This is a genomic window from Rothia kristinae NBRC 15354, from assembly GCF_001570865.1.
Taxonomy (GTDB): Bacteria; Actinomycetota; Actinomycetes; order Actinomycetales; family Micrococcaceae; genus Rothia; species Rothia kristinae.
The window spans coordinates 119,444-142,526 of the sequence record NZ_BCSM01000004.1; the positions used below are offsets into that span (position 1 = coordinate 119,444).

General features: G+C 71.7%; 18 protein-coding genes and 1 tRNA gene. 5 read left to right on the forward strand and 14 right to left on the reverse strand.

Features of this window, described 5'->3' with window-relative positions; translation table 11 throughout:
* The first annotated feature begins 196 nt into the window (after nt 1-196).
* Nucleotides 197-931, forward strand: coding sequence for an HNH endonuclease family protein (locus KKR01S_RS03990; protein ID WP_061225342.1), 735 nt, complete (start codon nt 197-199; stop codon nt 929-931).
* Between the two features lie 12 nt (nt 932-943).
* Here the strand turns inward: KKR01S_RS03990 and udk are convergent, their stop codons facing one another.
* The 7 genes from udk to KKR01S_RS04025 form a co-directional block, all read right to left on the reverse strand.
* On the reverse strand, nt 944-1,585 hold the full coding sequence (gene udk, locus KKR01S_RS03995; RefSeq protein WP_058731552.1) for a uridine kinase: 642 nt from the start codon (nt 1,583-1,585) through the stop codon (nt 944-946).
* A gap of 85 nt (nt 1,586-1,670) precedes the next feature.
* Nucleotides 1,671-3,413 (reverse strand): ABC transporter ATP-binding protein, encoded by a 1,743-nt coding sequence (locus KKR01S_RS04000; RefSeq protein ID WP_061225343.1) that lies wholly within the window; start codon nt 3,411-3,413, stop codon nt 1,671-1,673.
* Nucleotides 3,414-3,415: 2 nt separating this feature from the next.
* On the reverse strand, nt 3,416-4,333 hold the full coding sequence (locus KKR01S_RS04005; RefSeq protein WP_061225344.1) for an ABC transporter permease: 918 nt from the start codon (nt 4,331-4,333) through the stop codon (nt 3,416-3,418).
* On the reverse strand, nt 4,330-5,295 hold the full coding sequence (locus KKR01S_RS04010; protein WP_058731554.1) for an ABC transporter permease: 966 nt from the start codon (nt 5,293-5,295) through the stop codon (nt 4,330-4,332). The genes KKR01S_RS04005 and KKR01S_RS04010 overlap by 4 nt, the downstream gene beginning before the upstream one ends.
* Before the next feature lie 64 nt (nt 5,296-5,359).
* Nucleotides 5,360-6,985 carry an ABC transporter substrate-binding protein gene (locus KKR01S_RS04015; RefSeq protein ID WP_058750824.1) on the reverse strand — a complete coding sequence of 542 codons (1,626 nt, stop codon included), beginning with the start codon at nt 6,983-6,985 and terminating at the stop codon, nt 5,360-5,362.
* A 162-nt stretch (nt 6,986-7,147) separates the two neighbouring features.
* Nucleotides 7,148-8,677 carry a dihydrolipoyl dehydrogenase family protein gene (locus KKR01S_RS04020; protein ID WP_058750825.1) on the reverse strand — a complete coding sequence of 510 codons (1,530 nt, stop codon included), beginning with the start codon at nt 8,675-8,677 and terminating at the stop codon, nt 7,148-7,150.
* Nucleotides 8,678-8,681: 4 nt separating this feature from the next.
* A complete protein-coding gene (locus tag KKR01S_RS04025; protein WP_058731543.1) occupies nt 8,682-9,746 on the reverse strand; it encodes an NAD(P)-dependent alcohol dehydrogenase in 1,065 nt (354 codons plus the stop codon).
* A 131-nt stretch (nt 9,747-9,877) separates the two neighbouring features.
* On the opposite strand from KKR01S_RS04025, the gene KKR01S_RS04030 reads away from it, so the two are divergent.
* The gene (locus tag KKR01S_RS04030) at nt 9,878-11,311 is read left to right on the forward strand and encodes an MFS transporter (RefSeq protein WP_338131699.1); all 1,434 of its coding nucleotides are present in this window, start codon (nt 9,878-9,880) and stop codon (nt 11,309-11,311) included.
* Between the two features lie 141 nt (nt 11,312-11,452).
* On the opposite strand, the gene KKR01S_RS04035 is transcribed toward KKR01S_RS04030, so the two are convergent.
* The 6 genes from KKR01S_RS04035 to KKR01S_RS04060 all read right to left on the reverse strand — a co-directional run bounded on the left by KKR01S_RS04035 (nt 11,453) and on the right by KKR01S_RS04060 (nt 20,271).
* Nucleotides 11,453-11,529 (reverse strand) — tRNA-Pro (locus tag KKR01S_RS04035).
* Nucleotides 11,530-11,619: 90 nt separating this feature from the next.
* Nucleotides 11,620-12,237 (reverse strand): MarR family winged helix-turn-helix transcriptional regulator, encoded by a 618-nt coding sequence (locus tag KKR01S_RS04040; protein WP_061225345.1) that lies wholly within the window; start codon nt 12,235-12,237, stop codon nt 11,620-11,622.
* Nucleotides 12,238-13,159: 922 nt separating this feature from the next.
* A complete protein-coding gene (locus KKR01S_RS04045) occupies nt 13,160-15,085 on the reverse strand; it encodes an ABC transporter ATP-binding protein (RefSeq protein ID WP_081047880.1) in 1,926 nt (641 codons plus the stop codon).
* Nucleotides 15,078-16,991, reverse strand: a complete 1,914-nt coding sequence (locus KKR01S_RS04050) for an ABC transporter ATP-binding protein (protein ID WP_058731149.1) — start codon at nt 16,989-16,991, stop codon at nt 15,078-15,080. The genes KKR01S_RS04045 and KKR01S_RS04050 overlap by 8 nt, the downstream gene beginning before the upstream one ends.
* Nucleotides 16,970-18,112: a metallophosphoesterase gene (locus KKR01S_RS04055; RefSeq protein ID WP_129357715.1), complete on the reverse strand. Its 1,143-nt coding sequence runs from the start codon at nt 18,110-18,112 to the stop codon at nt 16,970-16,972. Before KKR01S_RS04055 ends, KKR01S_RS04050 begins: the two co-directional genes overlap by 22 nt.
* Complete coding sequence (locus KKR01S_RS04060; protein ID WP_058731150.1) at nt 18,112-20,271, reverse strand: transglycosylase domain-containing protein; 2,160 nt, start codon at nt 20,269-20,271, stop codon at nt 18,112-18,114. Before KKR01S_RS04060 ends, KKR01S_RS04055 begins: the two co-directional genes overlap by 1 nt.
* A gap of 180 nt (nt 20,272-20,451) precedes the next feature.
* Between KKR01S_RS04060 and KKR01S_RS04065 the strand changes: the two genes are divergently transcribed.
* From KKR01S_RS04065 to KKR01S_RS04075, 3 genes are read left to right on the forward strand one after another with little or no spacing between them, the layout of a single operon-like run.
* Nucleotides 20,452-20,652 (forward strand): hypothetical protein, encoded by a 201-nt coding sequence (locus KKR01S_RS04065; RefSeq protein ID WP_058731151.1) that lies wholly within the window; start codon nt 20,452-20,454, stop codon nt 20,650-20,652.
* Nucleotide 20,653: 1 nt separating this feature from the next.
* The gene (locus KKR01S_RS04070; RefSeq protein WP_058731152.1) at nt 20,654-21,145 is read left to right on the forward strand and encodes a RidA family protein; all 492 of its coding nucleotides are present in this window, start codon (nt 20,654-20,656) and stop codon (nt 21,143-21,145) included.
* Nucleotides 21,129-22,112: an NUDIX hydrolase gene (locus tag KKR01S_RS04075; RefSeq protein WP_131800580.1), complete on the forward strand. Its 984-nt coding sequence runs from the start codon at nt 21,129-21,131 to the stop codon at nt 22,110-22,112. The genes KKR01S_RS04070 and KKR01S_RS04075 overlap by 17 nt, the downstream gene beginning before the upstream one ends.
* A gap of 124 nt (nt 22,113-22,236) precedes the next feature.
* Here the strand turns inward: KKR01S_RS04075 and KKR01S_RS04080 are convergent, their stop codons facing one another.
* On the reverse strand, nt 22,237-22,914 hold the full coding sequence (locus KKR01S_RS04080; RefSeq protein WP_058731623.1) for a Crp/Fnr family transcriptional regulator: 678 nt from the start codon (nt 22,912-22,914) through the stop codon (nt 22,237-22,239).
* Nucleotides 22,915-23,083 lie beyond the last annotated feature (169 nt).

Here is a 23,083-nt window from a genome sequence, read left to right on the forward strand (position 1 = left end):
GCCGATGACGGTGCGGTGACCGACCGGTCGCCGCACCGTCTCCTTCTGTCCCCGAGCCGGTGGATCTCGCCCCGGCTGTCGCCGGAGCATCCACAGCCGCCCCGTCAGCACGCGGGTCCGCGCAGGAGAGCCTTCGACGCCGTCCACCCGGTGCTGCTGGTATGGGCCCATGGGACGCCATCGCACGCCGCGGCCGATGCCCGCACCACGGCCGGCACTCTCGCGCCGGGCCGCTTCGGTCCCGGTGCTGCTGGCCGCCGTCGTCCTGCTGGTCTTCGGCTTGTGGTGGCGCGGCCTGCTGAGCCCGCCGTGGTCCGGGGGACTGGGCGGGTGGGGTGCGCCCCGTGAGGTGGTGCTCTCGGAGGCCACCGCCCGGGAGCTGGCGGCGATCCCGGTGCGGGAGAAGACGACGAGCCCCGCCTACCGGCGGGAGGCCTTCGGCCAGGCGTGGGCGGACACGGATCGCAACGGGTGCGACACCCGCAACGACATCCTGGCCCGGGACCTCACCGAGGTGTCCTACAAGAACGCCCAGCGGTGCGCGGTGGCCGGCGGCCTGCTCGCGGATCCGTACGCGGGGCGGCAGATCGCGTTCACGGCCGGGGCCCGGTCTCGGCAGGTGCAGATCGACCACGTCGTCGCGCTGGCCGACGCCTGGGCCTCGGGCGCCTCCGCCTGGGAGCCCCGGCGTCGCACCGAGTACGCGAACGACCCGGAGAATCTGCTGGCCGTGGACGGCCCGGCCAACGAGGACAAGGGCGCGCAGGACGCCGCCTCCTGGCTGCCGCCGCAGGAGGGCTACCGCTGCGCGTATGCGGCCCGGCAGATCCGCGTGAAGGCCAAGTACGGGCTCAGCGTGAGCCCACCCGAGCGGGCCGCGCTGCTGGAGGTGCTGGGGGACTGCCCGGGGTTCCAGCTGGGGGGCCCGTGACTCTCAGCGGGCTCAGGCGCCGTCGAGCTGGCGCTGGACGCGGTGCACCAGCATGTCCAGGGCCACCAGGTTGCCCCCGCCCTCCGGGATGATCAGATCCGCCTTCCGTTTGGAGGGCTCCACGTACAGCTCGTGCATGGGCTTGACGGTGGACAGGTACTGGGCCTCCACGGACTCCACCGAGCGACCCCGCTCCAGCACGTCCCGCTTGATCCGGCGCAGGATGCGCACGTCCGCGTCCGTGTCCACGAAGATCTTGATGTCGCAGCGGCGGCAGATCGCCTCGGAGGCGAACAGCAGGATCCCCTCCACGATGATGATCGGCTGGGCCTCGATGAACAGGGTCTCCTCGGAGCGGTTGTGATCCGCGTAGTCGTAGACCGGGCACTCGATGGACCCGCCGGCGATCAGGGTGTCCAGCTGCCGGACCATGAGCTCGTCGTCGAAGGCCTCCGGCGCGTCGTAGTTCAGCCGGCAGCGCTGCTCGAAGGTCAGGTCATCGTGGCGCTTGTAGTAGTTGTCGTGGTAGACGACGGCGACCCGCTCGCGCACCGCCTCGATCAGCTCGCGGGTCAGGGTGGTCTTCCCGGAGCCGGTGCCCCCGGCGATCCCGATGACCAGGGGCTTGGTCCGGCTGTGCTGCTCCAGGGGCATGGGTGGCCCGCTCCTCACGACGTCGGCGATATGCGGCTCCCCCCATTATGGCCGCTGCCGCCAGCCCCGCCTCCCTGCGCAGGCCTCAGGCCGCGGCACCCGCGCGCAGCGGCCGCGGTATCGCCGCGATCAGCTCCCGCGTGTACTCCTGCTGCGGGGCGCGGAAGATCCGGGAGACCGGGCCGGCCTCCACGATCCGGCCCTCGCGCATCACCAGCACGTCCTCGCACAGCCACCGCACCACCGCCAGGTCGTGGGTGATGAACAGCAGGGACAGCCCGCGCTCGTCGCGCAGCCGCTGCAGCAGCCGCAGCACCTGGGCCTGCACCGAGGCGTCCAGGGCGCTGACCGCCTCATCGCAGACCAGCACATCCGGGGACACGCTCAGCGCCCGGGCGATCGCCGCGCGCTGCAGCTGACCGCCGGACAGCTCCCGCGGGCGGCGCGCGGCCAGCCGGCGGTCCAGCCCGACGTCGTCGAACAGCCGCCCCAGCAGCTCCCGCCGCTCGGCCCGGCCCACCGAGCCCAGGGCCCGCACCGGCTCCAGCACGGACCAGCCCACCGAGTGCGAGGGATCGAAGGAGGAGTGCGGGTTCTGGAACACCGGCTGCACCGTACGGCGGAATGACCGGTCCCGGCGGGTCACCTCCGCCCCGCGCAGGGTGATCCGACCGGCGTCGGCCCGCTCCAGGCCCAGCAGGATCCGGGCCAGCGTGGTCTTGCCGGACCCGGACTCTCCGACCACGGCCAGGCTGCCGCCCTCGGCCAGGCTGAACGCGGCCTCGCGCAGCGCGTGCACCGGTTCGCGTCGGGAGCCGAAGGCGCGGGACAGCCCCTCACCGGTCAGCACCGGGGTGCGCGCGCCGTCGACGCCGACCGGCGCCTCTGCTCCGGCGTCGGTCCGTGCCGCAGGGGAATCCGCCGGGTTCTGGTCGGCCCAGGGGGCAGCCTTGCCGTCGACCGCGGTCCTGCCGGCCCCCTCGCCGTCGACCCCGAGGCCGTCGGTGTCGACGGCGTCGGCGGTCAGCGCCATCGCCTCCGCCAGGGCCCGGCCCTGCGGGGTGCTCGGGTGCAGCAGCACCTGCTCGCTGGGGCCCTGCTCCACGGCCTGGCCCCGGCTCATTAGCACCACCCGGTCGGTGCGCTCGGCGGCCACCGCGAGGTCGTGGGTGATCATCAGCAGGGCCGTGCCGCGCTCGCGCACCAGCTCCTGCAGCCGATCCAGGATCCGCTTCTGCACCGTGACGTCCAGGGCGCTGGTGGGCTCATCGGCCAGGATCAGATCCGGGTCCGTCACGATCGCCGCGGCGATCAGGACCCGCTGCCGCTGCCCGCCGGAGAGCTCATGGGGCCAGCGCCGGGCCAGGGACTCCGGGTCCGGCAGGCCCGCCTCCCGCATCGCGGCCAGAGCCCGTTCCCGATGGGTGTCCGGGTCCCCGATGCCGTGGATGCGCAGCGGCTCGACCACCTGCTCCAGCACCCGCAGCAGCGGATCCAGGGAGGTTCCCGGATCCTGCGGAACGTAGCCGATGCGCCGGCCCACCAGCCGGCGCCGCCCGGTAGCATCCAGCGCGTCCAGGTCCTGCCCGGCCAGCCGGAGGCTCCCCTCCCGGCGGGTGCCGGAAGGCAGCAGGCCCAGCACGCTGCGGACCAGGGTGGTCTTGCCGGAGCCGGATTCCCCGACCACGGCCACGGACTCGCCGCGCCCGACGCTCAGGCCGACGCCGTCGACCGCCGGGGTCGAGACCGCGCCGCGCCGGCCCGGGTAGGCCACGCGCAGCCCGGACAGCTCCAGGACGGGGGCGGGGGAGGAGGAAGCGGTGTTCATGGTCAGACCTCTCGGGTGCCGATGCTGCGGGTCAGGCGGTTGGCGCTGAGCACGGTCAGCGCGACGATGATCGCGGGGCAGATGCTCCACCACCAGGCGCTGGCCACGTACAGCCGGCCCTCGTTGATCTGCGAGCCCCACTCCGCGGTGGGCGGCACCGCCCCGAAGCCGAGGAAGCTCAGGGCGGCGATCGACAGGATCGCCCCGCCCAGGTCGATCCCGGCGACCACCGCGACCGGCCCGGCCGCGTTGGGCACCACGTGGCTGAACAGGCCGAGGAAGCGGCGGGTGCCGCTGGTGCGGGCCGCGTCCATGTACGGCATCGCGCTCACGCGCAGGGTCTCGGCCCGGGCGATGCGCACGAATCCGGGGATCCCGGAGATGCCCACCGCGATGGCGACCTTGGTGACCCCGAAGCCCAGCACGGAGATCAGCGCGAGGGACAGCAGCAGCCCGGGGATGGAGACGATGACCTCCACGGACCGGGAGATCACCGCATCCACCCAGCCGCCCACGGACCCGGCGAGCATGCCCAGCAGGCCCCCGACCACCAGGGAGATCGTGATCGCCAGGACCCCGGCGCGCAGGGAGACCCGGGCGCCGTAGACCACCCGGGAGTACACGTCCCGCCCGTTCAGATCCGTGCCGAACCAGTGCTGCCAGCTCGGGGCGGCAAGGGAGTCCCCGACGATCTCCGTCGGGTCGGCGGTGGCGAACAGCCCCGGGAAGAGCACCCAGCCGATCATCAGCAGCACGAACAGCCCGGCCAGCACGGTGCCGGGGCGGCGCAGCAGGGCCGCACCCGTCCGGGCCCCGGGGCGACGGGCCCGCGTCCGGGCGTCGGAGAGCGGGGGCCCGGGCCGCTCGGCGTCGGGGGCGCCCGCTGCGGCGGGGGAGGAGGTGATGTCCGTCGAGCTCATGCTCGGCTCCTTCCGGCCGCGGGGGAGGCCACCCGCGGGTCGATCAGGGGGTAGGTGAGGTCCACGATCAGGGTCACCAGCACGTACAGGCCGCCGGTGAGCACGATCAGCGCCTGGATCAGCGGGAAGTCCCGGCCCTGCACCGCCGTGACGTAGAGGTTGCCGATGCCGGGGCGGCCGAAGATCGTCTCGATGATCGCCGCCCCGGAGACCACCCCGCCCACGAGCATCCCGACGATCGTGTACACGGGCAGGCTGGCCTGGCGCAGCACGTGCCGGGTGACGACCTTGCGCGGGGCCAGGCCCCGCACGCGGGCCACCTGCACGTGCTCCTGGGCCCGGACCTCCCGGATGCTGCGGGCGTAGACCTGGGACAGGGTCCCGGCCCCCAGCAGGGCGATGGTCACCGCCGGCAGGATCAGCGAGTCCAGGCCGCCGGCCCCGAACGCCGGGAACCAGCCCAGCCGGAACGCGAAGATCTGCAGCAGCAGGATCGCCATGACGAAGCTGGGCACCGCGATGCCCAGGACGGTGAAGCCCTCGAAGACCGAGCGCAGGAAGCGGTTCGGCAGCAGCACCGAGCCCAGGGCGAACACGACGCCGAGCACCACCATGATCAGCAGGCTCGCCAGCCCCAGCTGCACCGTGGACCCCAGCCCGTCCCGGATCACCTCCAGCACGGGCTGGCGCTGCTTGGAGTAGGCGGTGCCCCAGTCCAGGGTCACCACCCGCCACAGGTATCCGAAGTACTGGGCCAGCAGCGGCTGGTCCAGGCCCATCTCGTGGCGCAGCTGGGCCAGCTGGGCGTCGTCGGCCGCCCCGGCGTCCCCCGCGTCGGAGCCGGCCATCAGCAGGCGGGCCGGATCCCCGGGGGTGGCTTGGACGATGAGGAAGGACAGGGTGATCGCACCCCACAGCACGATCAGCGCGTGCGCGAGGCGGCGCAGGACGTAACGGGTCACGGCGGGACTCCTGGGCAGGTGGCGGGCGGGAAGGGCGGATGCGGTCGGTTCAGCGGGGCCGGGCTCACCCGGACAGGGCGACGTCGGCGGCCACCAGCTTGTTCTCCGCATCCAGCGGGATCCCGGCCAGGCGCATCGAGGCGGCCGTGGAGGTGTAGGCGTCCACCAGCGGGAAGGAGTACCCGCCCTCCAGCAGCAGCCGCTGCGCGTCCTCGCTGGCCTGCTGGCGCTTCGCGGGGTCCGTGGTGGACTGCAGATTCAGCAGCGCCTCGTCCACCTCCTTGATCGGGTGGCCGAAGAAGAAGGACTGGTTCTCGTAGAAGGAGGAGTACACCACCCGCAGCACGTCCGGGTCCGCCCGGCCCTGGGACCAGGTGGACAGGTCGTAGGGGGCGTCGTAGAGGGTGTAGTCGCTCAGCTGCGCCTCGGTGCGCGGCTGCAGGTCGAAGCGGATGCCGACCTTCTTCCACTGGTTCTGCAGCAGCTGCAGCATCTGCTCCTTGGTGGTCCCGGAGCCGGTGTACATGAACACGATCGTCAGCGGCTCCCCGGTGTCCTCGTGGTGCCGGTAGCCGTCTGCATCCACCCGGGTGTACCCGGCCTGCTCCAGCTCGGCCACCGCCCGGTCCGGGTCGTGGCGCAGCAGATCGGACAGGTCCGCGGAGCCGGGGGTCGCGGCGGTGAGCAGGCCCGTGGCGGCCTTGGCGTTGCCCTGGTAGATCCGGTCCGCGATCTCCTGGCGGTCCGTGGCCGCGTTGATGGCCCGGCGCACGTGCGCGTCCTGGAAGATCGGGCGGTAGATGAAGGGGATCAGCGGGGTGGAGATGCCCTTGCCGGGGACCTGGGACAGGTGCAGGTCCGCCGTCTTGATCCCGGCGAGGGTGGACACGTCCAGCATCGTGCCGATGTCCACCTGCCCGGAGGTCACCGCCCCGGCCAGGGTCGTGGGGTCCGGGATGAACTGGGCGCGCACCGTGCGGAAGTGGGCCGGTCCCTTGTTGCGTCGGGCATCCGAGCCCCAGGCGTAGTCCTCCCGGCGGGTCAGCAGCACGTACTGGCCCTGCCGGTACTCGCTGAACACGTACGGCCCGGAGCCGATGACGTCCCCGCGGGCCACGTCCTTGGGGTCCTTGCCCAGGGTCGCGTCCGCGAGCATCCCGAGGGTCTGGGTGGTCGCGGCTTGCAGGAACTGGGCGTTGGGCCCGTCGAAGACGACGACGGCGGTGTGGGCATCCGGGGTCTCGGTGCGCTGGTAGCCGCGCAGGTGGCTGGCCCCGATGTAGGACAGGGAGCCCAGCCGGATGATCCGGTCGAAGTTGTTCTTCACGCTCGTTGAGGTGAAGGCCGTGCCGTCGGAGAAGGTGACGTCATCGCGCAGGTGGAAGGTGAAGCGGGAGCCGTCCTCGGAGACCTCCCACCGGCGGGCCAGGTAGGGCACGATGTCCCCGGTGTCCGGGTCCTGGTCCACGAGGGTGTCGGTGATCTGCCGGGCGATGGTGCGCGAGACCGTGTAGGGCGGCTGGTGCGGGTCCCAGTTCTCGGAGTCCTCGGGGAAGCCCACGGCCAGCTCCTCGGTGCCCCGGTCCCGGGCCTGGGAGGTCCCGCAGGCGGCCAGGATCGGCGCGAGGGCCAGGGATCCGGCGGCGAAGCGCAGCAGCGTGCGACGGGACAGGGGGGTGCGGGCGGGCATACGGGGTCTTTCCGGGTGGGGACGGATCAGCGGTGGGCGGTCCATCCCGTCCACGGGTGCCATCTCAGTCCCGTCCGCCCCCGCCGGCCAAGCCGTGTGTCCCCGCGTGTGCGCAGATGGCGCCGCGTGTCCCGAGGGCTCGACGCGCGGGCGACGCCGGTGCTATCCGCGCGCGGGCTCGGCCTCCAGCGCCCGCAGCCACACCTCCGAGGCCGTGGGGTAGCAGGGCACCGCGTGCGCAAGGGCCCGCAGGGTCAGGCCCCCGGTGATCGCGACGGTCGCGGCGTGCACCAGCTCCTGCACCTCGGGGCCGAGGAAGGCGGCGCCGAGCAGGACATCGTCCTCGGCGCGGCTGAGCAGCTGCACCGTGCCCTCGGCGTCGTCGCGCAGCAGGGCGGCCCCGGCCGCCGCCGTGTACGGGACCCGCCGCACGTGCACCGCGATCCCGCGCTCGCGGGCCTGGGCGGTGCTCAGTCCGGTCCAGGCCGCCTGCGGGCGGGAGAAGACCACCTGGGGCACGGGGGCCGCGGCGGCCCCGTCCCGGTGCGGATCGAACACGGCCCACGGGTCCTCGCCCCGGGCCGCGGTCCGCACCGAGGCGCCGACCAGGCGCGCCCGGTACTTGCCCCAGTGGGTCAGCGGGGCCTCCCCGGAGGCGTCGCCGACGGCGTAGAGCCAGTCCGGCAGCGGGGAGCCCGGACCGCCGTGGGCATGGGCGGTGACCTGCTCCGGGCTGACCCCGATGCTCTCCAGCCCGAGGTCCTCCAGGGCCGGGCGTCGCCCGGTCGCGGCCAGCACCTCGTCCACCACCAGCTCCGCCCCGGTCCGCGGGGACGTCTCCCCGGGGGCCTCCTGGTCCTGCTCGACTCGGGCCAGGCGCAGCCGCACGGGTCCGCCGTGGGGCGCGCCCAGCGGGGCGGTCTCCGGTGTCGCGTCCGGCGCGTCGTCCGGTGCGGTCTCGGAGCGGGAGGCGCTGAGCACGCGGGTCCGCAGCAGGACCCGCACGCCCTCCTGCTCCAATCCCCGGGCCACGGCCTCCCCGATGAACGGCTCGGCGTCGGCGAGCAGGCGCGGCCCGCGCACGATCAGCGTGATCTCGCTGCCCAGGGCCCGCATCCAGCGGGCGGCCTCCACCGCGGCGGCCCCTCCGCCCACGATCCCCAGGCGGGCCGGCACCGTGCGCACCCCGGTCGCATCCCGGGTGCTCCACGGGCGCACCGGAGCGAGCTCCTCGGGCACGACGGGGACGCTGCCGGTGGCGATCACCACGGCCTGTCGGGCCCGCAGCACCGTGCGGGCACCGCCGGGACCGGTCACGGTGACCTCGCGCTGCCCGGTGATCCGTCCGCGGCCGCGCACGGGGGTCAGCCCGGCCGAGCGGGCCCAGTCCACCTGCCCGGCGTCGTCGTAGTGGGAGGTCCAGGCGTCGCGCCGGGCCAGCAGCTGCTCCCGGTCCAGGGCCACCGGCCCGGCCACCCCCTGCAGGTGGTCGGCGGCGTCGACGACGTCCACGGGGCGCAGCAGCGCCTTGGACGGCATGCAGGCCCAGTACGAGCACTCCCCGCCGAAGCGCTCGGCCTCCACCAGGGCGGCGCTGCCGTCGGTGCCGCGCACCGCGTACTCGGCGGCGTTCTCCCCGACCGGGCCGCCGCCGAGGACGATCACGTCGAATTCGCGGCCTTCGGATCCCATGGGCTCAGGCCTGGACCTCGGCGTCGTCGAAGGTCGAGACGTCGATGACGCAGCGGAACTTCACGTCCCCGGCCACCACCCGGTCGTAGGCCTCGTCCACCTCGTCCACGGAGACCTTCTCGATCACCGCGCCGAAGCCGTGCTCGGCGCAGAAGTCCAGCATCTGCTGGGTCTCCGGGATGCCGCCGATGTTGGACCCGGCCAGGGCCTTGCGCCCGCCGATCAGCGCCCCGAAGTGCAGGGGCTGGGCCTGCGGCGGCAGTCCCACCACGGCCATGACCCCGCGCGGCTTGAGCAGCCCGAGGTAGTCGTCCACGGGGATGTCCGCGGAGATGGTGTTCAGGATGATGTCGAACTCCCCGCGGTGATCCCGGAAGAACCCGTCCTCGGTGGTCGCCAGGGTGCGCGCCGCCCCCAGGTCCTTCGCCTCCTGCTCCTTCTTCAGGCTCCGGGAGAGCACGGTGACCTCCGCGCCCTTGGCCGCGGCGATCTGCACACCCATGTGGCCCAGACCGCCCAGGCCCAGCACGGCCACCTTCTTGCCCTCGGCCGCCTCCCAGGTGGCCAGCGGGGAGTAGGTGGTGATGCCCGCGCACAGCAGGGGTGCTGCGACGTCGAAGTCCAGGGCGTCCGGGATGCGCAGGACGAAGCGCTCGTTGACCACGACCTTCTGGGCGTACCCGCCCTGGGTGATGGTCCCGTCCACGTCCTCGGAGTTGTAGGTGCCGACGGCGCCGTTGAGGCAGTTCTGCTCCTGCCCGTCCCGACACTCCTCGCACTCGCCGCAGGAGTTCACCAGGCAGCCCACGCCCACGCGGTCCCCGACCCGGTACTTCGTGACGTTCTCCCCGACGGCCTCCACGACCCCGGCGATCTCGTGGCCGACGGTCAGCGGGAAGTGCGCCTCGCCCCACTCGTTGCGGATCGTGTGGATGTCGCTGTGGCAGATGCCGGCCGCCTTGATGTCGATGACGACGTCGTCCGGGCGGGGGTCGCGCCGCCGGATCTGCACGACGCGGAAGGGCTGATCCGGTCCGGTCTTCTGCAGGGCCTTGGTGGTGATGGGCATGATGCTCCTGACGTGGGTCGATGCGCGGGCTCGCCCGCGGGCCGCGGGAGGCGGCCCCGGAAGAAAAGCGGGCCCGGCGTGGTTCCATCCACCAGTCTGCCCGAATCCCCGCCCCGCACGACAGGAGTTCCATGCCCAGCGAAACCCACGCCGGCGACACCGCCTTCGACCCGACCCAGCGGCGCCTGCTCACCCTGACCCTGGTGCCGCTGTTCATGTCCCTGCTCAGCGTCTCGATTGTCAACGTGATCCTGCCGTCCGTGCAGGCCGACATCGGGGCGAGCAGCTCCGCGCTGCAGTGGGTGCTCTCCGGGTACGCCCTGGCCTTCGGCGTCGTGCTGGTGGCCGCGGGCCGGGCCGGGGACGTGTTCGGGCGGGCGAAGCTGTTCATCGCCGGGGTCGTGCTGTTCGGCGCGGGGTCCCTGGTGGCGGGGCTGGCCCCGACCCCGCTGGTGCTGAACCTGGCGCGGGTGGTCATGGGCCTGGGGTCGGGGCTGCTGAACCCGCAGGTGATCGGGCTGATGCAGCAGTACTTCTCCGGGACCCAGCGCGGCCGGGCCTTCGGGATCTTCGGCGGGATCGTGGGGGTCTCCGTCGCGATCGGGCCGGTGCTGGGCGGGCTGCTGATCAGCGTGCTCGGCGCGGGCGCCGGGTGGCGGGTCTCCCTGCTGGTCAACGTGCCGATCTGCCTGGTCGCGCTGATCGCGGCCAAGCCGTTCCTGCCGGCCTCGGCGTGGGAGCCGGTGCCCGAGGAGCACTCGACGTCGACCTCATCCCTGCCCGTGGTGCGCCGCAACGGGGCCGGCGGGGCCGGTGCCTCCGGGCGTCGTCGGGTGGATCTGGACCCGGTGGGGCTGGGACTGTTCGGCGTGGCGATCTTCCTGGTCATGCTGCCCTTCGTGGAGTCCTCGGCCGGGGCGTGGGTGTGGATCGCGCTGCCGGTGGCGGCGGCGCTGCTGGTCGCGTGGGTGCGCTGGGAGCGGCGCTACTCCGCCCGGGGTGGTGAGCCGATGGTGGACATGGGGCTGTTCCGCACCCGCTCCTTCGCCAACGGCTCCCTGCTGATCGCCCTGTACTTCGTGGGGATGACCAGCGTGTGGGTGCTGATCGCCCTGTACATGCAGGAGGGGATGGGCCACACCGCGCTCGCGGCCGGGTTCATCGGCCTGCCCTCGGCCCTGGCCAGCGCGATCACCGCGCCGCTGGCGGGGCGGAAGGTCATGCAGGTGGGGCGCCCGATGGTGCTGTGGGGGATCGGCCTGGTGCTGACCGGGATCCTGCTGAGCATCGGCGTCGTGGTGCTGCGGGAGAGCGTGGGGCTCAGCGAGTGGTTCCTGCTGGGCACCATGGTGTTCGTGGGAGTGGGGCAGGGCCTGGTGGTCAGCCCCAACCAGACGCTGACGCTCGCGGACGTCCCGGTGCGCTACGCCGGGGCGGCCGGCGGGGGCTGCAGACCGGGCAGCGGGTGGGCACCTCCATCGGGATCGCTGCGATCACCGGTGTGGCGTTCTCGGTGCTGGCCCGCACGGACTGGAACATGGCGGTGGCGGTGGGCTTCGGCCTGATCGCGGTGATCGTGGTGCTGGCCGGGCTCGTCGGGGTGCGGGACCAGCGTCAGGCCCGGGCCGAGCGCGGCTGATCCGCCGGTCGACCGTCGGACGTGGCGAAGGCCCCGGCATCGCGTTGCGATGCCGGGGCCTTCTCAATGGTCGGGATGACAGGATTTGAACCTGCGACCTCGTCGTCCCGAACGACGCGCGCTACCAACCTGCGCCACATCCCGTGGTCTGCCGCTCGAAGCCTTCGAGGCCGTCAAGCAACCTCTCCAGGATAGCGAACCCTCCGCGCCCCGGCAAACTCGGTCCTGTCCCGCTCACCACTCGGAGGGGTAGACGGGGTCCAGGCGGTCCACGATCGCCGCCAGTGCCGGGGTCAGCCGGTGGCCGCTGCGCTCGATGGGCCACAGCAGCGAGGAGCGCAGGACCTCGCTGTGCTCTGGCCGCACCTGGTGGTGGACCTCCCAGCCGTGACGGGTGAGTTCGACCATCGTCCCGCACCAGTCGCGCACCGTGACCACCAGATCGGCCCGCTCCATCCGCCGCAGCAGGTGGCTGGTGCGGGATTCGGACCATCCGGTGATCTCCACGATCTGGGCCCGGCGGCGACGACCTCGATACTGGCCCACCAGCAGCAGGACGGTGGCCTCCGGCAGGGAGATGCCCGCGCTGCCGGCACACGCCTGGGTGAAGCGCGCCTCGAGCAGCGCGTGCGCTCGCAGCCACAGCGTCCAGGCCTGCTGCTCCGCGGGTGCGAGCTCATCCGGTGGGGGCCTCCGGGTGAAGTCTTCCCGGGCATCCAGCGGATCCTCGTAGTCGAAGAGGTCGTCCTGATCGAGCAGATCCTCCATCTCGGGAGCCTCGAGGTCGTCATACTCGATGCCGTCATCCGCGCCGATGCCGTTCTCGACGCCGGCGTGTGTGTGGGTGTCCATCGCGGTGTTGGTATGCGTGCGGGGGGTCGGTCATGGGGTCGAGGTCGTGGCTGTGGTCCATGCGAGGAGTCTGGCGCATCATCTGCCACGTGCCCAGACCGCGGCGGCTCCCTGTGGATAACTTGGAGGGCAGGATGGCCCACGGGGGTGGGAGTCGGGGATCGAGCAGAGGTCCACGGGCCCACGTGACGTGCATGGGCTGAAGATTCAGGCCGCGCCCTGGACCCATGGGTGTTGGGAAAAGCTGAATATTCAGCTCCGGCCGCGTTTCCTGAATATTCAGCTTTCCCCGAGCACCACTGCCGATGGTCCGCGCTGAATCTTCAGTTGTGGGGGCGTTATCTGAATATCCATTATTCAGGGATCACCTGTGCTCACGATGTGGCCTGAATATTCAGCTTTTGTCGACCATCAGCCCTGATGATGAGGCCTGAATATTCAGTGATCGTTCAGCTTCACGGCCAGTGGATCTGGGAGGTAGATGATCTGGGGAGGGGGTGGATGATCTCGGCAGACAGTGGGTGGTGCTGTGCGGAGGGGTGGCCGGCGAACTGTGGATGACGGCGCGAATGGGGATCGTTGCCCACCGCGGAGCCTGAATATTCAGGCCGTGCCATGGGGTCAAGAGTGTTGGGAAAAGCTCAATATTCAACCCAGGCTGCGCTTCCTGAATATTCAGCTTTCGCTGAGCATCACTGCCGATGGTTCGAGTTGAATCTTCAGTCGTGGGGACGTTGACTGAATATTCAGGTTTTGCCGATCACCAGTGTCAGATGGTGCGGACTGAAGATTCAGTGGCGGGTCGGGATGGACCGGGCGGATGGGGCGGTGTGTTCGGACGGGGCGGGGCGGTGTGCTTGCGCCGGGCGGGGCAGGCTGCGTGGTCGGCGCGGTGTGCTTGCGCGCGGCGCGGTAGGGGGATTCAGCTCTGGGATTCCTCCCAGGCCGCGTTCATGCGGGCGAAGGTGCCGCCGGCGGCGATCAGCTCGGTCGGGGAGCCGTCCTCGATCACTCGGCCGGCGTCGACCACCAGCACGCGGTCCGCGTCCAGGATCGTGGAGAGTCGGTGCGCGATCACCAGGGCCGTGCGTCCGCCCAGCAGCCGGTCCAGGCCCCGCTGCACCTGGCGCTCCGAGGGCAGATCCAGGGAGGCCGTGGCCTCGTCCAGGATCAGCACCGCCGGATCCGCCAGGAAGGCCCGGACGAAGGAGAGCAGCTGCCGCTGGCCCGCCGAGACTCGCCCGCCCCGCTGCTGCAGGTCCGTGTCGTACCCCTCCGGCAGGGCCCGGATGAACTCGTCGGCCCCCACCGCGCGGGCCGCCTCCTCGATCTCCGCCCGCGTCGCGCCGGGGCGGCCCAGGGCGATGTTCTGCGCCACCGTGCCCGAGAACAGGAACGCCTCCTGCGTGACCATGACGATCTGCCCGCGCAGGTCCTCATCGCGCAGCCGGCGCAGATCCACCCCGTCCAGGGTGATCGTCCCGCGGGTGGGGTCGTAGAACCGGGCCACGAGCTTGGCCACCGTGGACTTCCCGGCACCGGTGCGCCCCACCAGGGCGACCTTCTGCCCCGCCGGGATCAGCAGGTCCAGCCGCTCCAGGGTCGGCCGCTCGGCGTCGGGGGAGTAGCTGAACTCCACGCCGTCGAAGCGCAGGGCACCCCGGGATGAGGCAGCCTCGGACACCGCCGCGTCCCGGCGGTCAGCCCCCGAAACCGCAGCGCCCCGGCCTCCGGCCGCCGACGCCGCGCCCCGGCCTTCGACTCCGCCTCCGGGCGGCAGCGGGTCGCTCGGCTCGGCCACGCTGGGCTGCTCCTCCAGCAGCCCCGAGACCTTCTCCAGGGCCGAAGCCGCGGACTGCAGGGTGTTGTAGAAGTTGGACAGCTCCATGATCGGCATGAAGATCCGCTGCGTGTACAGCACCAGGGACAGCAGGGTCCCCACCGCCAGGGTCCCGTGCAGCACGTTGAACCCGCCGAACAGCAGCACCACCGCCACCGTCATGTTGGCGATCAGCATGACCCCCGGCATGTACAGCCCGAAGATCTGCACGGAGCGCAGATTCTGCACGCGGTAGTCGTCGGCCTGCTCCAGGTACTCCCGGCGCACCCGCGGCTGATTCCGGAAGGCCATCACCGCGCGGATGCCCGTCATCGTCTCGGTGAAGCGGCTCACCAGCCGGGCCGAGGCCACCCGCTGCGCCCGGTAGCGCACCTCCGAGGCGCGGCGGAACCACAGGGTCAGCGCGACCATCGGCACCATCGCCACCAGGATCACCAGGGCCGTGCGCCAATCCAGCAGCACCACCAGCACGCTCATCATGACCATGGACATCAGCGAGGAGGCCATCGCGGACAGCCCCGAATCCAGGAACTCCCGCATCGCCTCCAGGTCCGAGGTCAGCCGCGAGATCACCCGCCCGGAGGTGTACTTCTCGTGGAACTCCAGGCTCAGCCGCTGCACGTGCCGGAAGGTGCGTCGGCGCAGGTCGTAGAGCACCCGCTGGGAGATCCTCGCGGTGATCAGCACGTTCAGGTAGATCGTCAGCGCGGAGATCCCCACCGACCCGGCGAAGGCCAGCGTCAGCCACATCAGCGGCCACGGGTTCCCGGCCTGCAGCTGCGGGAAGCCGACGTCGATCCCCCAGCCGGTGATCGCCGGGCCCAGCGACCCCAGCCCGTCCGCGATGACCACCAGCAGCAGGGTGCCCAGCGCGGGCCAGGCCACCGGGCGCAGCATCGAGGCCAGCAGCCGGAAGCTGCGCCGGCGCACCGCCCGGCGCTGGCGCGCATCCAGGCGCACCGCGTCTTCACCGGCCACACCCACCGGCGACGTCGTCCGCTCAGCCACGGGTGGCCTCCTCCGCGCTCATCACGTACCGGTACTCGGGCAGGGCCAGCAGCTCGCGGTGCGTGCCCACCGCCGCGATCCGCCCGTCGCGCAGCAGGGCCACCCGATCCGCCAGCGCCACGGTGGAGGGTCGGTGCGCGGTGAGCAGGGTCGTGGTCCCGGTGAGCACCCGACGCAGGTTGTCCACGACGGCGGCCTCGGTGCGGGTGTCCAGCGCGGAGAGCGGATCATCCAGCAGCATCAGCCGGGGATCGGCGGCGATCGCGCGGGCCAGGGCCAGGCGCTGACGCTGCCCGCCGGACAGGCTCAGCCCCTCCTCCCCGATCTGGGTGTCCACCCCGTCGGGCAGCTCCCACGCGAACTCCGCGGCCGCCGCCCGCAGCGCGGTGGTCAGGATCTGCTCCCGCCGGGCCGCCTGGTCCGCGTCCAGCAGCTCATCGGGCACGGGCTGGCCATCGGGTCCGACGACGTCCGGGACCCCCATGAGCACGTTCTGGCGCACCGAGGCGGAGAACAGGGTCGGCTCCTCGAAGGCGACGGCGATCTGCCCGCGCAGCTCGTCCAGGGACAGCTCGGCCGCGTCCCGCCCGTCCAGCAGGATCCGCCCGGCGTCGGCCTCGTACAGCCGCGGCAGCAGCATCAGCAGTGTGGATTTGCCGGAGCCGGTGGCCCCGACCAGGGCGACGGTCTCCCCGGGGCGCAGCCGCAGATCCACCCCGCGCAGCACGGGCGCCTCCGCCCCGGCCTCGTCCGGGTAGGAGAAGCCGACCCCCTCCAGGCTCACCGCGGCCCCGGAGGACTCCGCCCCCGCGGAATCCGCCCCGGAGGGCTCGTCTCCGGGGGAGCCCGCCCCGACGGAGCCGGCCCCGGCGCCGCGGGGTCGGACCGGGTGGGTGGCCCCGGTGATCGGCACGGCCTCGGTGCCGGTCTGGGCGATGATCTGCTGGTGACGCTCCCGGGCGACCAGGGCGGACTGGTACATGTTCAGCAGCATCCCGGCGTCGCGCAGCCGCGTGGAGACGAGCACCGCGGTGGCGAAGAACGCGACCACCGCCCCGGTGCTGAGGGCGCCCGCGGCCACCAGGAACCCGGCGATCAGCAGGCATGCGGCCATCACGATCTCCGGGATCAGCCAGATCCGGGCACTCAGCCCGGAGAAGACGCGGCTGCGGGTCACCTCGGTGTCGCGCAGCCAGGCGGCCTTCTCGGAGAACTCCCCCAGGGCGTGCTCCCCGCGACCCAGGGCCTTGAGCACCCGGATCCCGTGCACGGACTCCTCGACGTCGGTGGCCAGGTCCCCGGCCTGCTGCTGGGTGGCGCGGGTCAGCTCGCGGGTGCGGGGCAGGGTGCGCACGATGACCCAGAGCACCGGGCCGACGGCGATCAGGTAGATCAGGGCGAGCTGCCAGGAGTTCGCGACCATGAGCAGCAGGCCGAAGACGACCATGGTGCTGGTCTGCCCGGTCTGGCTGATGCCGAAGGCCACCCAGCGTCGGCACAGCCCGAGGTCGGACATGGAGCGGGAGAGCAGCTGACCGGAGGGCCAGCGGTCGTGGAAGCCGACGGGCAGGCGCAGGAGGTGGTCGAACAGCCGCTCCCGCATGTCCATCTCCAGGCGGGTGGAGGGCTCCAGCAGGAGGCGACGGCGCAGCCACTGGAAGAGCACCTGGGCCAGCCCGAGCACCGCGATGACACCGGCGGACTCCCACACGCGGGCGGGGGTGGCCCCGGGGGCCAGGACGGTGTCCACGAGCCAGCGCAGGGCCTGCGGGATGGCCAGGGCCATGGCCCCGCCCAGCACCGCGACGACGATGCCGGCCCGCAGCCTGCCCCGCATGGGCGCCAGGTACTCGGCGAACAGCTCATCGGCGGGAGAGCGGCGGGTCAGCGGGAGGCGAAGAGGCACCGTTCCACCCTACGCCCGCGGATCCCCACCTGTGACATGAGCCATGGCAGCTGCGAGGAGGGGGAGGACGGCGGCTCAGCGCGTGCGGCCGTGAGGGTCACCAGGACGGCCTCCGGCGGGCAGAACAGGCGCACCGGGGCGAAGCGGGAGGTGCCCAGCCCCGCGGAGACCTGCACCGGCATGATCCCCCGCTGGTAGGAGATGCCCTTGGCCCGGGCCGGCTCCAGGTCGCAGTTGGAGACCACCGCGCGCCCGCCCGGCAGGCAGATCTGCCCACCGTGGGTGTGCCCGGCGAAGACCACCTCGGCCCCGTCCTCGGCGAAGCGCTCCAGGCACCGCTGGTACGGGGCGTGCAGCACCCCCACCCGCAGGGAAGGCCGCTGCGGGTCCCGCGCGTAGGCCTGCGGGGCGAAGCCGGGATGCTCGTCGTAGCCCAGGTGCGGGTCATCCACCCCGGAGAAGTCCAGGCGCACCCCGCGCACGGTCAGGGAATCCGTGCGGTTCACCAGCCCTGTCCACCCGCGGGCGTCGAAGTGCTCGTGCATCCGCCGGAAGGGCAGCACCCGGCGGGCACCGCCGGAGGCTGAGACCTGGCCCTCGGCCAGGCTCGCCGGGTGCCCGCCCGCCGCGGCCGCCTTGGCCGCGGACTCCGCCGAGGTGTCCTTCCACAGGTACCGGGCCGGGTTCTTCAGCTGCGGGGCGAAGTAGCAGTTCGACCCCGGCACGTACACCCCGGGCAGATCCAGCAGCGGGTCCAGGGCCTCCAGCAGCGGGTCCAGGGCTTCGGGGTGGGAGAAGTTGTCCCCGGTGCTCACCACCAGATCCGGGGCCAGCCCGGTCAGGGACCGCACGAACTCGATCTTCCGCCGCTGCCCCGGGATCATGTGCAGATCCGACAGGTGCAGCACCCGCAGGTCCGGGGAACCCGGCGGCAGCACCGCCAGGCTCTCTCGGCGCACCGTGAAGCGGTTCAGCTCCACGAACCGCCCGTACAGCAGCGCGGCGGCCCCCAGTCCCGCCGCGGCCCCCGCCGCGATCCCCGCGCCGCGCACCAGCCTGCGGACGGAGGAGTGCGGGGGAGCGAGGGGACCGAAGGCCGCCGGGCGCGCCGTCGAGCTCATCAGGGCAGCTTGGAGACGATCTGCGTGCCCATGACCTTCGCGGAGGGGTCCGTGAAGGTCTTGTGCTCGTAGTCGTTCTTGACCTGGTTCATGTACCACTGCCACTGGGCGCCGGCGAAGGTCGCGCCGTCCACGTAGCTCTTGGACTGCCCGCCGATGCTCAGCCCGTTCAGGGAGCGACCGCCGAGGTCGTTGTTGCCGACCCACGAGGCCGTCGCCAGCCCGGAGGTGTAGCCCACCATCCAGGTCTGGGTGGAGTCATCCGTGGTCCCCGTCTTGGCCGCGGAGGCGTTCTCCAGGCCGATGCCGCGCTGGTAGCCCGAGCCCTGGGTCAGCACGTTCTTCAGCACGTAGCTCACCCCGCGGGCCACGTCCTTGTCCAGTTTGCGGGTGCACTGGGTGCCCGGAACGTCCACGGCCTTGCCGTTGCGGTCCGTGATGGAGTCGATGGCGCGCGGCTTGCAGTACATGCCCTCCGAGGCGAAGGTCGCGAAGGCGTTGGCCATGAACAGCGGCGGGACCGGCTGGGTGCCGATCAGCTGGGCGATGCCCTTCTCCGGGTGCATGTGATCCCCGGTCACCCCGTTCACAGCCCCCAGGTCCCCGGCCACATCGCCGATGGCGCACAGGTTCAGGTACCGGGCCGTGGCGAAGAGGTTGGAGTTGATGGAGTTGTAGATGCCGAAGTTCACGCTCTGCCCGGCCCAGTTGTATCCCGGCGTCGCGTTCTGGAAAGACCAGACGGAGGTGCCCGGGTTCGGACTCGTCTTCGAGTCCAAGCACGGCGTGTGCCACAGGGTCCCGGCCGGGTAGCTCAGCGGGGAGGCGTCCACCGTGGCGTTGACGCCGTTGCCCTCCTTGATCCACTCGGTCAGGGTGAACGGCTTGAAGGTGGACCCGGGGGCGTAGCCCTGCGTGCCGCCCATCAGCTCATCCGCGTTGTAGTTGTAGATGGTGTTCTCCGCGCCCTGCTCATTCGAGTAGTGCGAGTTCTGGGCCATCGAGCGGATGTTGCCCGTGCCCGGTTGCACGGAGACCAGCGAGGTGTTCACGTTGTCCGGGTTGGAGTCCGTGGGCTGGGTGCCCTCCACGGCATCCTGGGCCTTGGACTGCGCCTTCGGATCCAGGGTGGTCTTGATGGTCAGCCCGCCGCGGTTGAGCTTCGCGGCCCGCTCCTCCGGGGTCGTGCCCAGGGACTCCTCCAGGGCGATGGCGTTCTGCACGTAGGAGCAGAAGTACTGCGAGTCCTTCTTCGCCACGGTGCACCCGGAATCGGTGGGGTGGATGTCCAGGTCCAGACCCGAGTCGATGGCTTTGTCGTACTGGTCCTCGGTGATCTTCTTGTCCCGCAGCATCGTGCCCAGCACGATGTTGCGTCGCTTCTTGGAGGATTCCGGGTTGGTCGCCGGGTCGTAGAGCACCGGGGACTGCACCATGCCCGCCAGGGTCGCGGACTGCTGGATGTTCAGATCCTTGGCGTCGATCCCCCAGTAGTACTTCGCCGCGGCCTGGACCCCGTAGTTGGAGCCGCCGTAGTTGACGATGTTCAGGTACCCGTTGAGGATCTGGTCCTTGGACTTGTTCTGCTCCATGGAGATGGCCAGCTTCATCTCCTTGATCTTGTCCATCATCCCCTTGTTGGCGCCCAGCGTGGCCGTCGGGTCCCCGCCGTTCTGCACCGCGGAGTCGATCAGCAGGTTGTTCACGTACTGCTGGGTGATGGTCGAGGCGCCCTGGCGCTTGCCCGGGTTGACGATGTTGTTCAGGATCGCGCGGGCGATGCCCATCCCGTCCACGCCGCCGTGGTCGTAGAAGTCGTTGTCCTCGATGGACAGCTGCGCGTCGATCATGTGCTGGGAGATCTGATCCAGCGGCACCTCGTCGCGGTTCTCGGAGAAGAACTTGGTGATCTCCGAGCCGTCGCTGGCGAGGATCGTGGAGGGCTGGGACAGCGGCCCCTCCTGCAGGTCATCCGGCAGGCCCTTGAACCAGTTGATCGAGGCGTTGGCCGTCAGCCCGGCGGCCGCGGCCGGCGGGATCAGCAGGCCGGCCGTGACGAAGCCCGCGACGATGCTCAGCGCGATGAACTGCAGGAGGTCGCTGGGCCTGCGCCGCTCGCGGCGATCCCGACGCTGGGTGGATCTCTTGGATGAAGCCATGGGCACAGCATACAAGCAGACCCTGTGCCGTCCCGGGGTCCCGACGCCGTCGCACGTGGGGCAGCGCACCCGGCCGCCTGGAAGAGCCGGGGCAGGTCTCGGGGACTCGTCGCGGAGAGTCGTCGACCGGCCTGCGGCGGGGAATGGCCCGCCCGGGCCCGCGCGGCTACGCTGGGGCGCATGGAGAAATGGGAATACGCCACCGTGCCCCTGATGATTCACGCGACCAAGCAGATCCTCGACACCTGGGGTGAGGACGGCTGGGAGCTGGTCACCGTGCTGCCCGGCGCCGCCCCCGCGGGGGATGCCCCGGCGGGGAACATGGTCGCCCCGCAGCAGAGCAACCCCATCGCCTACTTCAAGCGCCGCAGGGAGGCCTGAGATGGCCGCCGCCGACTCCGCCGTCGAGGCCCGGCTGGCCGAGCACGGACTGACCGTGCCGGAGGTCGCCGCGCCCGTCGCCTCCTACGTTCCCGCCCGACGCGGCGGATCCTTCGTGTTCACCGCCGGGCAGCTGCCGCTGCGCGACGGGAAGCTGCCGGCCGCCGGCCGGGTCTCCGACTCCGGCGAGCCCGGCACCGTGGATCCCGCGACCGCCCAGGAGCTGGCCCAGCAAGCCGCGCTGAACACCCTGGCCGCGGTGAAATCCGCGATCGGGAATCTGGATCGGGTCGTGCGCGTTGTGAAGGCCACCGGATTCGTGAGCTCCGCCCCGGAGTTCACGGGTCAGGCCGGGGTGCTCAACGGCGCCTCGCAGCTGTACGGACTGGCCTTCGGTGAGGACGGGGCGCACGCGCGCTCCGCCGTCGGCGTGGCCGTCCTGCCCCTGGACGCCCCCGTGGAAGTGGAACTGATCGTTGAAGTCCGCGACTGATGTGCTGACCCGCAGCCCCCGGGTGATCGCCCGGACCGGCACCCCCGAGGAGCAGGAGCGCACCCCGCGCCACCTGCGCCTGTCCGAGCGGGAGTCGGCGGCGGCTAAGACATGGCTGGAGGAGCAGACCGACGCGGCCTGCTGCCCCCTGCGCACCGCCGGATGCGTGGTGCTGATCCGGGAGGGTGCGGACGGTCTGGAGGCCTTCCTCACCTACCGCACCTCCCCGGACTCGCCGCTGGGCAAGGTCGGCTTCCCCGGTGGGGCGGCCACGGCCGCCGACGAGCAGCCGGTCGGCTGGTTCGGCCCCACCCCGACGCAGTGGGCGCAGAAGTTCGGGCACGAGGAGATCCTCCCCGCCCGCTGCGCCGTCGTGGCCGCGATCCGGGAGACCTTCCAGGAGGTCGGGGTGCTGCTGGCCGGACCGGATGAGACCGCGACCGTGGAGAACTCCGAGGCCAGCGAGACCATGGCCTGCCGGGAGCGGATCACCGGGCGCGAGCTGGACTTCGTGGACTGGCTCAAACGCGGCGGCCTGAAGCTGCGCACCGACCTGCTCAAGCCCATCGGCCGCTGGCAGAGCCCCAACTTCAGCCATCGTCGCTACGACACGCACTACTTCGCCGCCGTCGTGCCCGTGGGGCAGAAGCCGCGGCTGCTGGAATCCCGCGGGGTGTGGGGCCGGTGGGTCACCGCCGCCCAGCTGGTCGCTGATCTGGATTCCACCGCCCTGGGCGAGGAGATCGGCCAGGAGAAGACCCGCGGGCTGACGGTGCAGCAGCTGATCACCCCGGGGGTGCTGTGCATCCTGGAGTCCCTGGCCCGCTCCCAGTCCGCGATCGGCTTCCTCACCAAGAAGCGCACCGTGCACACCGAGAAGCCGGAGCTGGAGCGGCGCGACGGCGCCCTGACCCTGTGCTTCACGCCGCCGGCCACCGGATGCGCGCCCCGCGCCAAGGGGGTCTGAGCCGCAGGCTCTCCGGACCGGCACGGGGCCGCATCCGCGCGCAGAGAGCAGAGAAGGGGCGGGGCGGCGTCGAGATCATCTCGACGCCGCCCCGCCCCTTCCCACTGCCCTCGAGGGGCTGGGCTCAGCGGCTGCGCTGGCGCAGGCGCTGCAGGTCCAGGATCACCACGGCGCGGGCCTCCAGGCGGATCCAGCCGCGCTGCACGAACTCGGCCAGGGCCTTGTTCACGGTCTCGCGGGAGGCGCCGACCAGCTGGGCCAGCTCCTCCTGGGTGAGCTCGTGGGCCACCAGGATGCCGTCCGTGGCCGGGCGCCCGAAGCGGTCCGCCAGATCCAGCAGGGCCTTGGCCACGCGCCCCGGAACATCCGAGAACACCAGGTCCGCCAGGTTCTCGTTGGTGCGGCGCAGGCGCCGGGCCAGGGCCTGGAGCACCTGGGCGGAGATGGACGGGGACTTCTCCATGGCCTTCTTCAGGCTCGCGTGCTTGACCCCGGCCAGCCGGGTCTCGGAGACCGCGGTGGCGGAGGTGGAGCGGGGGCCCGGATCGAACAGGGCCATCTCGCCGAAGATCTCCCCCGGGCCCATGATGGCCACGAGGTTCTCCCGGCCGTCCGAGGCGGTGCGGCCGAGCTTGATCTTCCCGGAGATCACGAAGTAGAGCTGATCTCCCGGGTCACCCTCGTAGAACAGGGTGGCCCCGCGGGAGAGGTCCACCTCCGTGAGCTCCTCGGTCAGGGCCGCGAAGGCCTCATCGTCCAGGGACGCGAACAGCGGCGCGCGCCGCAGGATCTCGTTGTCCATTGCACTCCTCACTTCTCTTCGGGTTCGTCACAGGGCTTCTCGTCCAGAGGGGAAGATCCAGCCTCCCGCGCAGACGAAGATCACCCTGTGATGTAATCAACGCCTTCTTCCACTGTATAAGCTGCCCCGGGAAACTGCCACAGCATCGCGTCGTCGGCGAGGATGCGCA

Coding starts and splice junctions, on each gene's coding strand:
- KKR01S_RS04030 (WP_338131699.1), top strand. CDS start 9,878: ATGCCCAGCGAAACCCACGCCGGCGACACCGCCTTCGACCCGACCCAG.
- KKR01S_RS04065 (WP_058731151.1), top strand. CDS start 20,452: ATGGAGAAATGGGAATACGCCACCGTGCCCCTGATGATTCACGCGACC.
- KKR01S_RS03990 (WP_061225342.1), top strand. CDS start 197: ATGCCCGCACCACGGCCGGCACTCTCGCGCCGGGCCGCTTCGGTCCCG.
- KKR01S_RS04060 (WP_058731150.1), bottom strand. CDS start 20,271: ATGGCTTCATCCAAGAGATCCACCCAGCGTCGGGATCGCCGCGAGCGG.
- udk (WP_058731552.1), bottom strand. CDS start 1,585: ATGCCCCTGGAGCAGCACAGCCGGACCAAGCCCCTGGTCATCGGGATC.
- KKR01S_RS04055 (WP_129357715.1), bottom strand. CDS start 18,112: ATGAGCTCGACGGCGCGCCCGGCGGCCTTCGGTCCCCTCGCTCCCCCG.
- KKR01S_RS04015 (WP_058750824.1), bottom strand. CDS start 6,985: ATGCCCGCCCGCACCCCCCTGTCCCGTCGCACGCTGCTGCGCTTCGCC.
- KKR01S_RS04040 (WP_061225345.1), bottom strand. CDS start 12,237: ATGGACACCCACACACACGCCGGCGTCGAGAACGGCATCGGCGCGGAT.
- KKR01S_RS04025 (WP_058731543.1), bottom strand. CDS start 9,746: ATGCCCATCACCACCAAGGCCCTGCAGAAGACCGGACCGGATCAGCCC.
- KKR01S_RS04080 (WP_058731623.1), bottom strand. CDS start 22,914: ATGGACAACGAGATCCTGCGGCGCGCGCCGCTGTTCGCGTCCCTGGAC.
- KKR01S_RS04000 (WP_061225343.1), bottom strand. CDS start 3,413: ATGAACACCGCTTCCTCCTCCCCCGCCCCCGTCCTGGAGCTGTCCGGG.
- KKR01S_RS04020 (WP_058750825.1), bottom strand. CDS start 8,677: ATGGGATCCGAAGGCCGCGAATTCGACGTGATCGTCCTCGGCGGCGGC.
- KKR01S_RS04070 (WP_058731152.1), top strand. CDS start 20,654: ATGGCCGCCGCCGACTCCGCCGTCGAGGCCCGGCTGGCCGAGCACGGA.
- KKR01S_RS04005 (WP_061225344.1), bottom strand. CDS start 4,333: ATGAGCTCGACGGACATCACCTCCTCCCCCGCCGCAGCGGGCGCCCCC.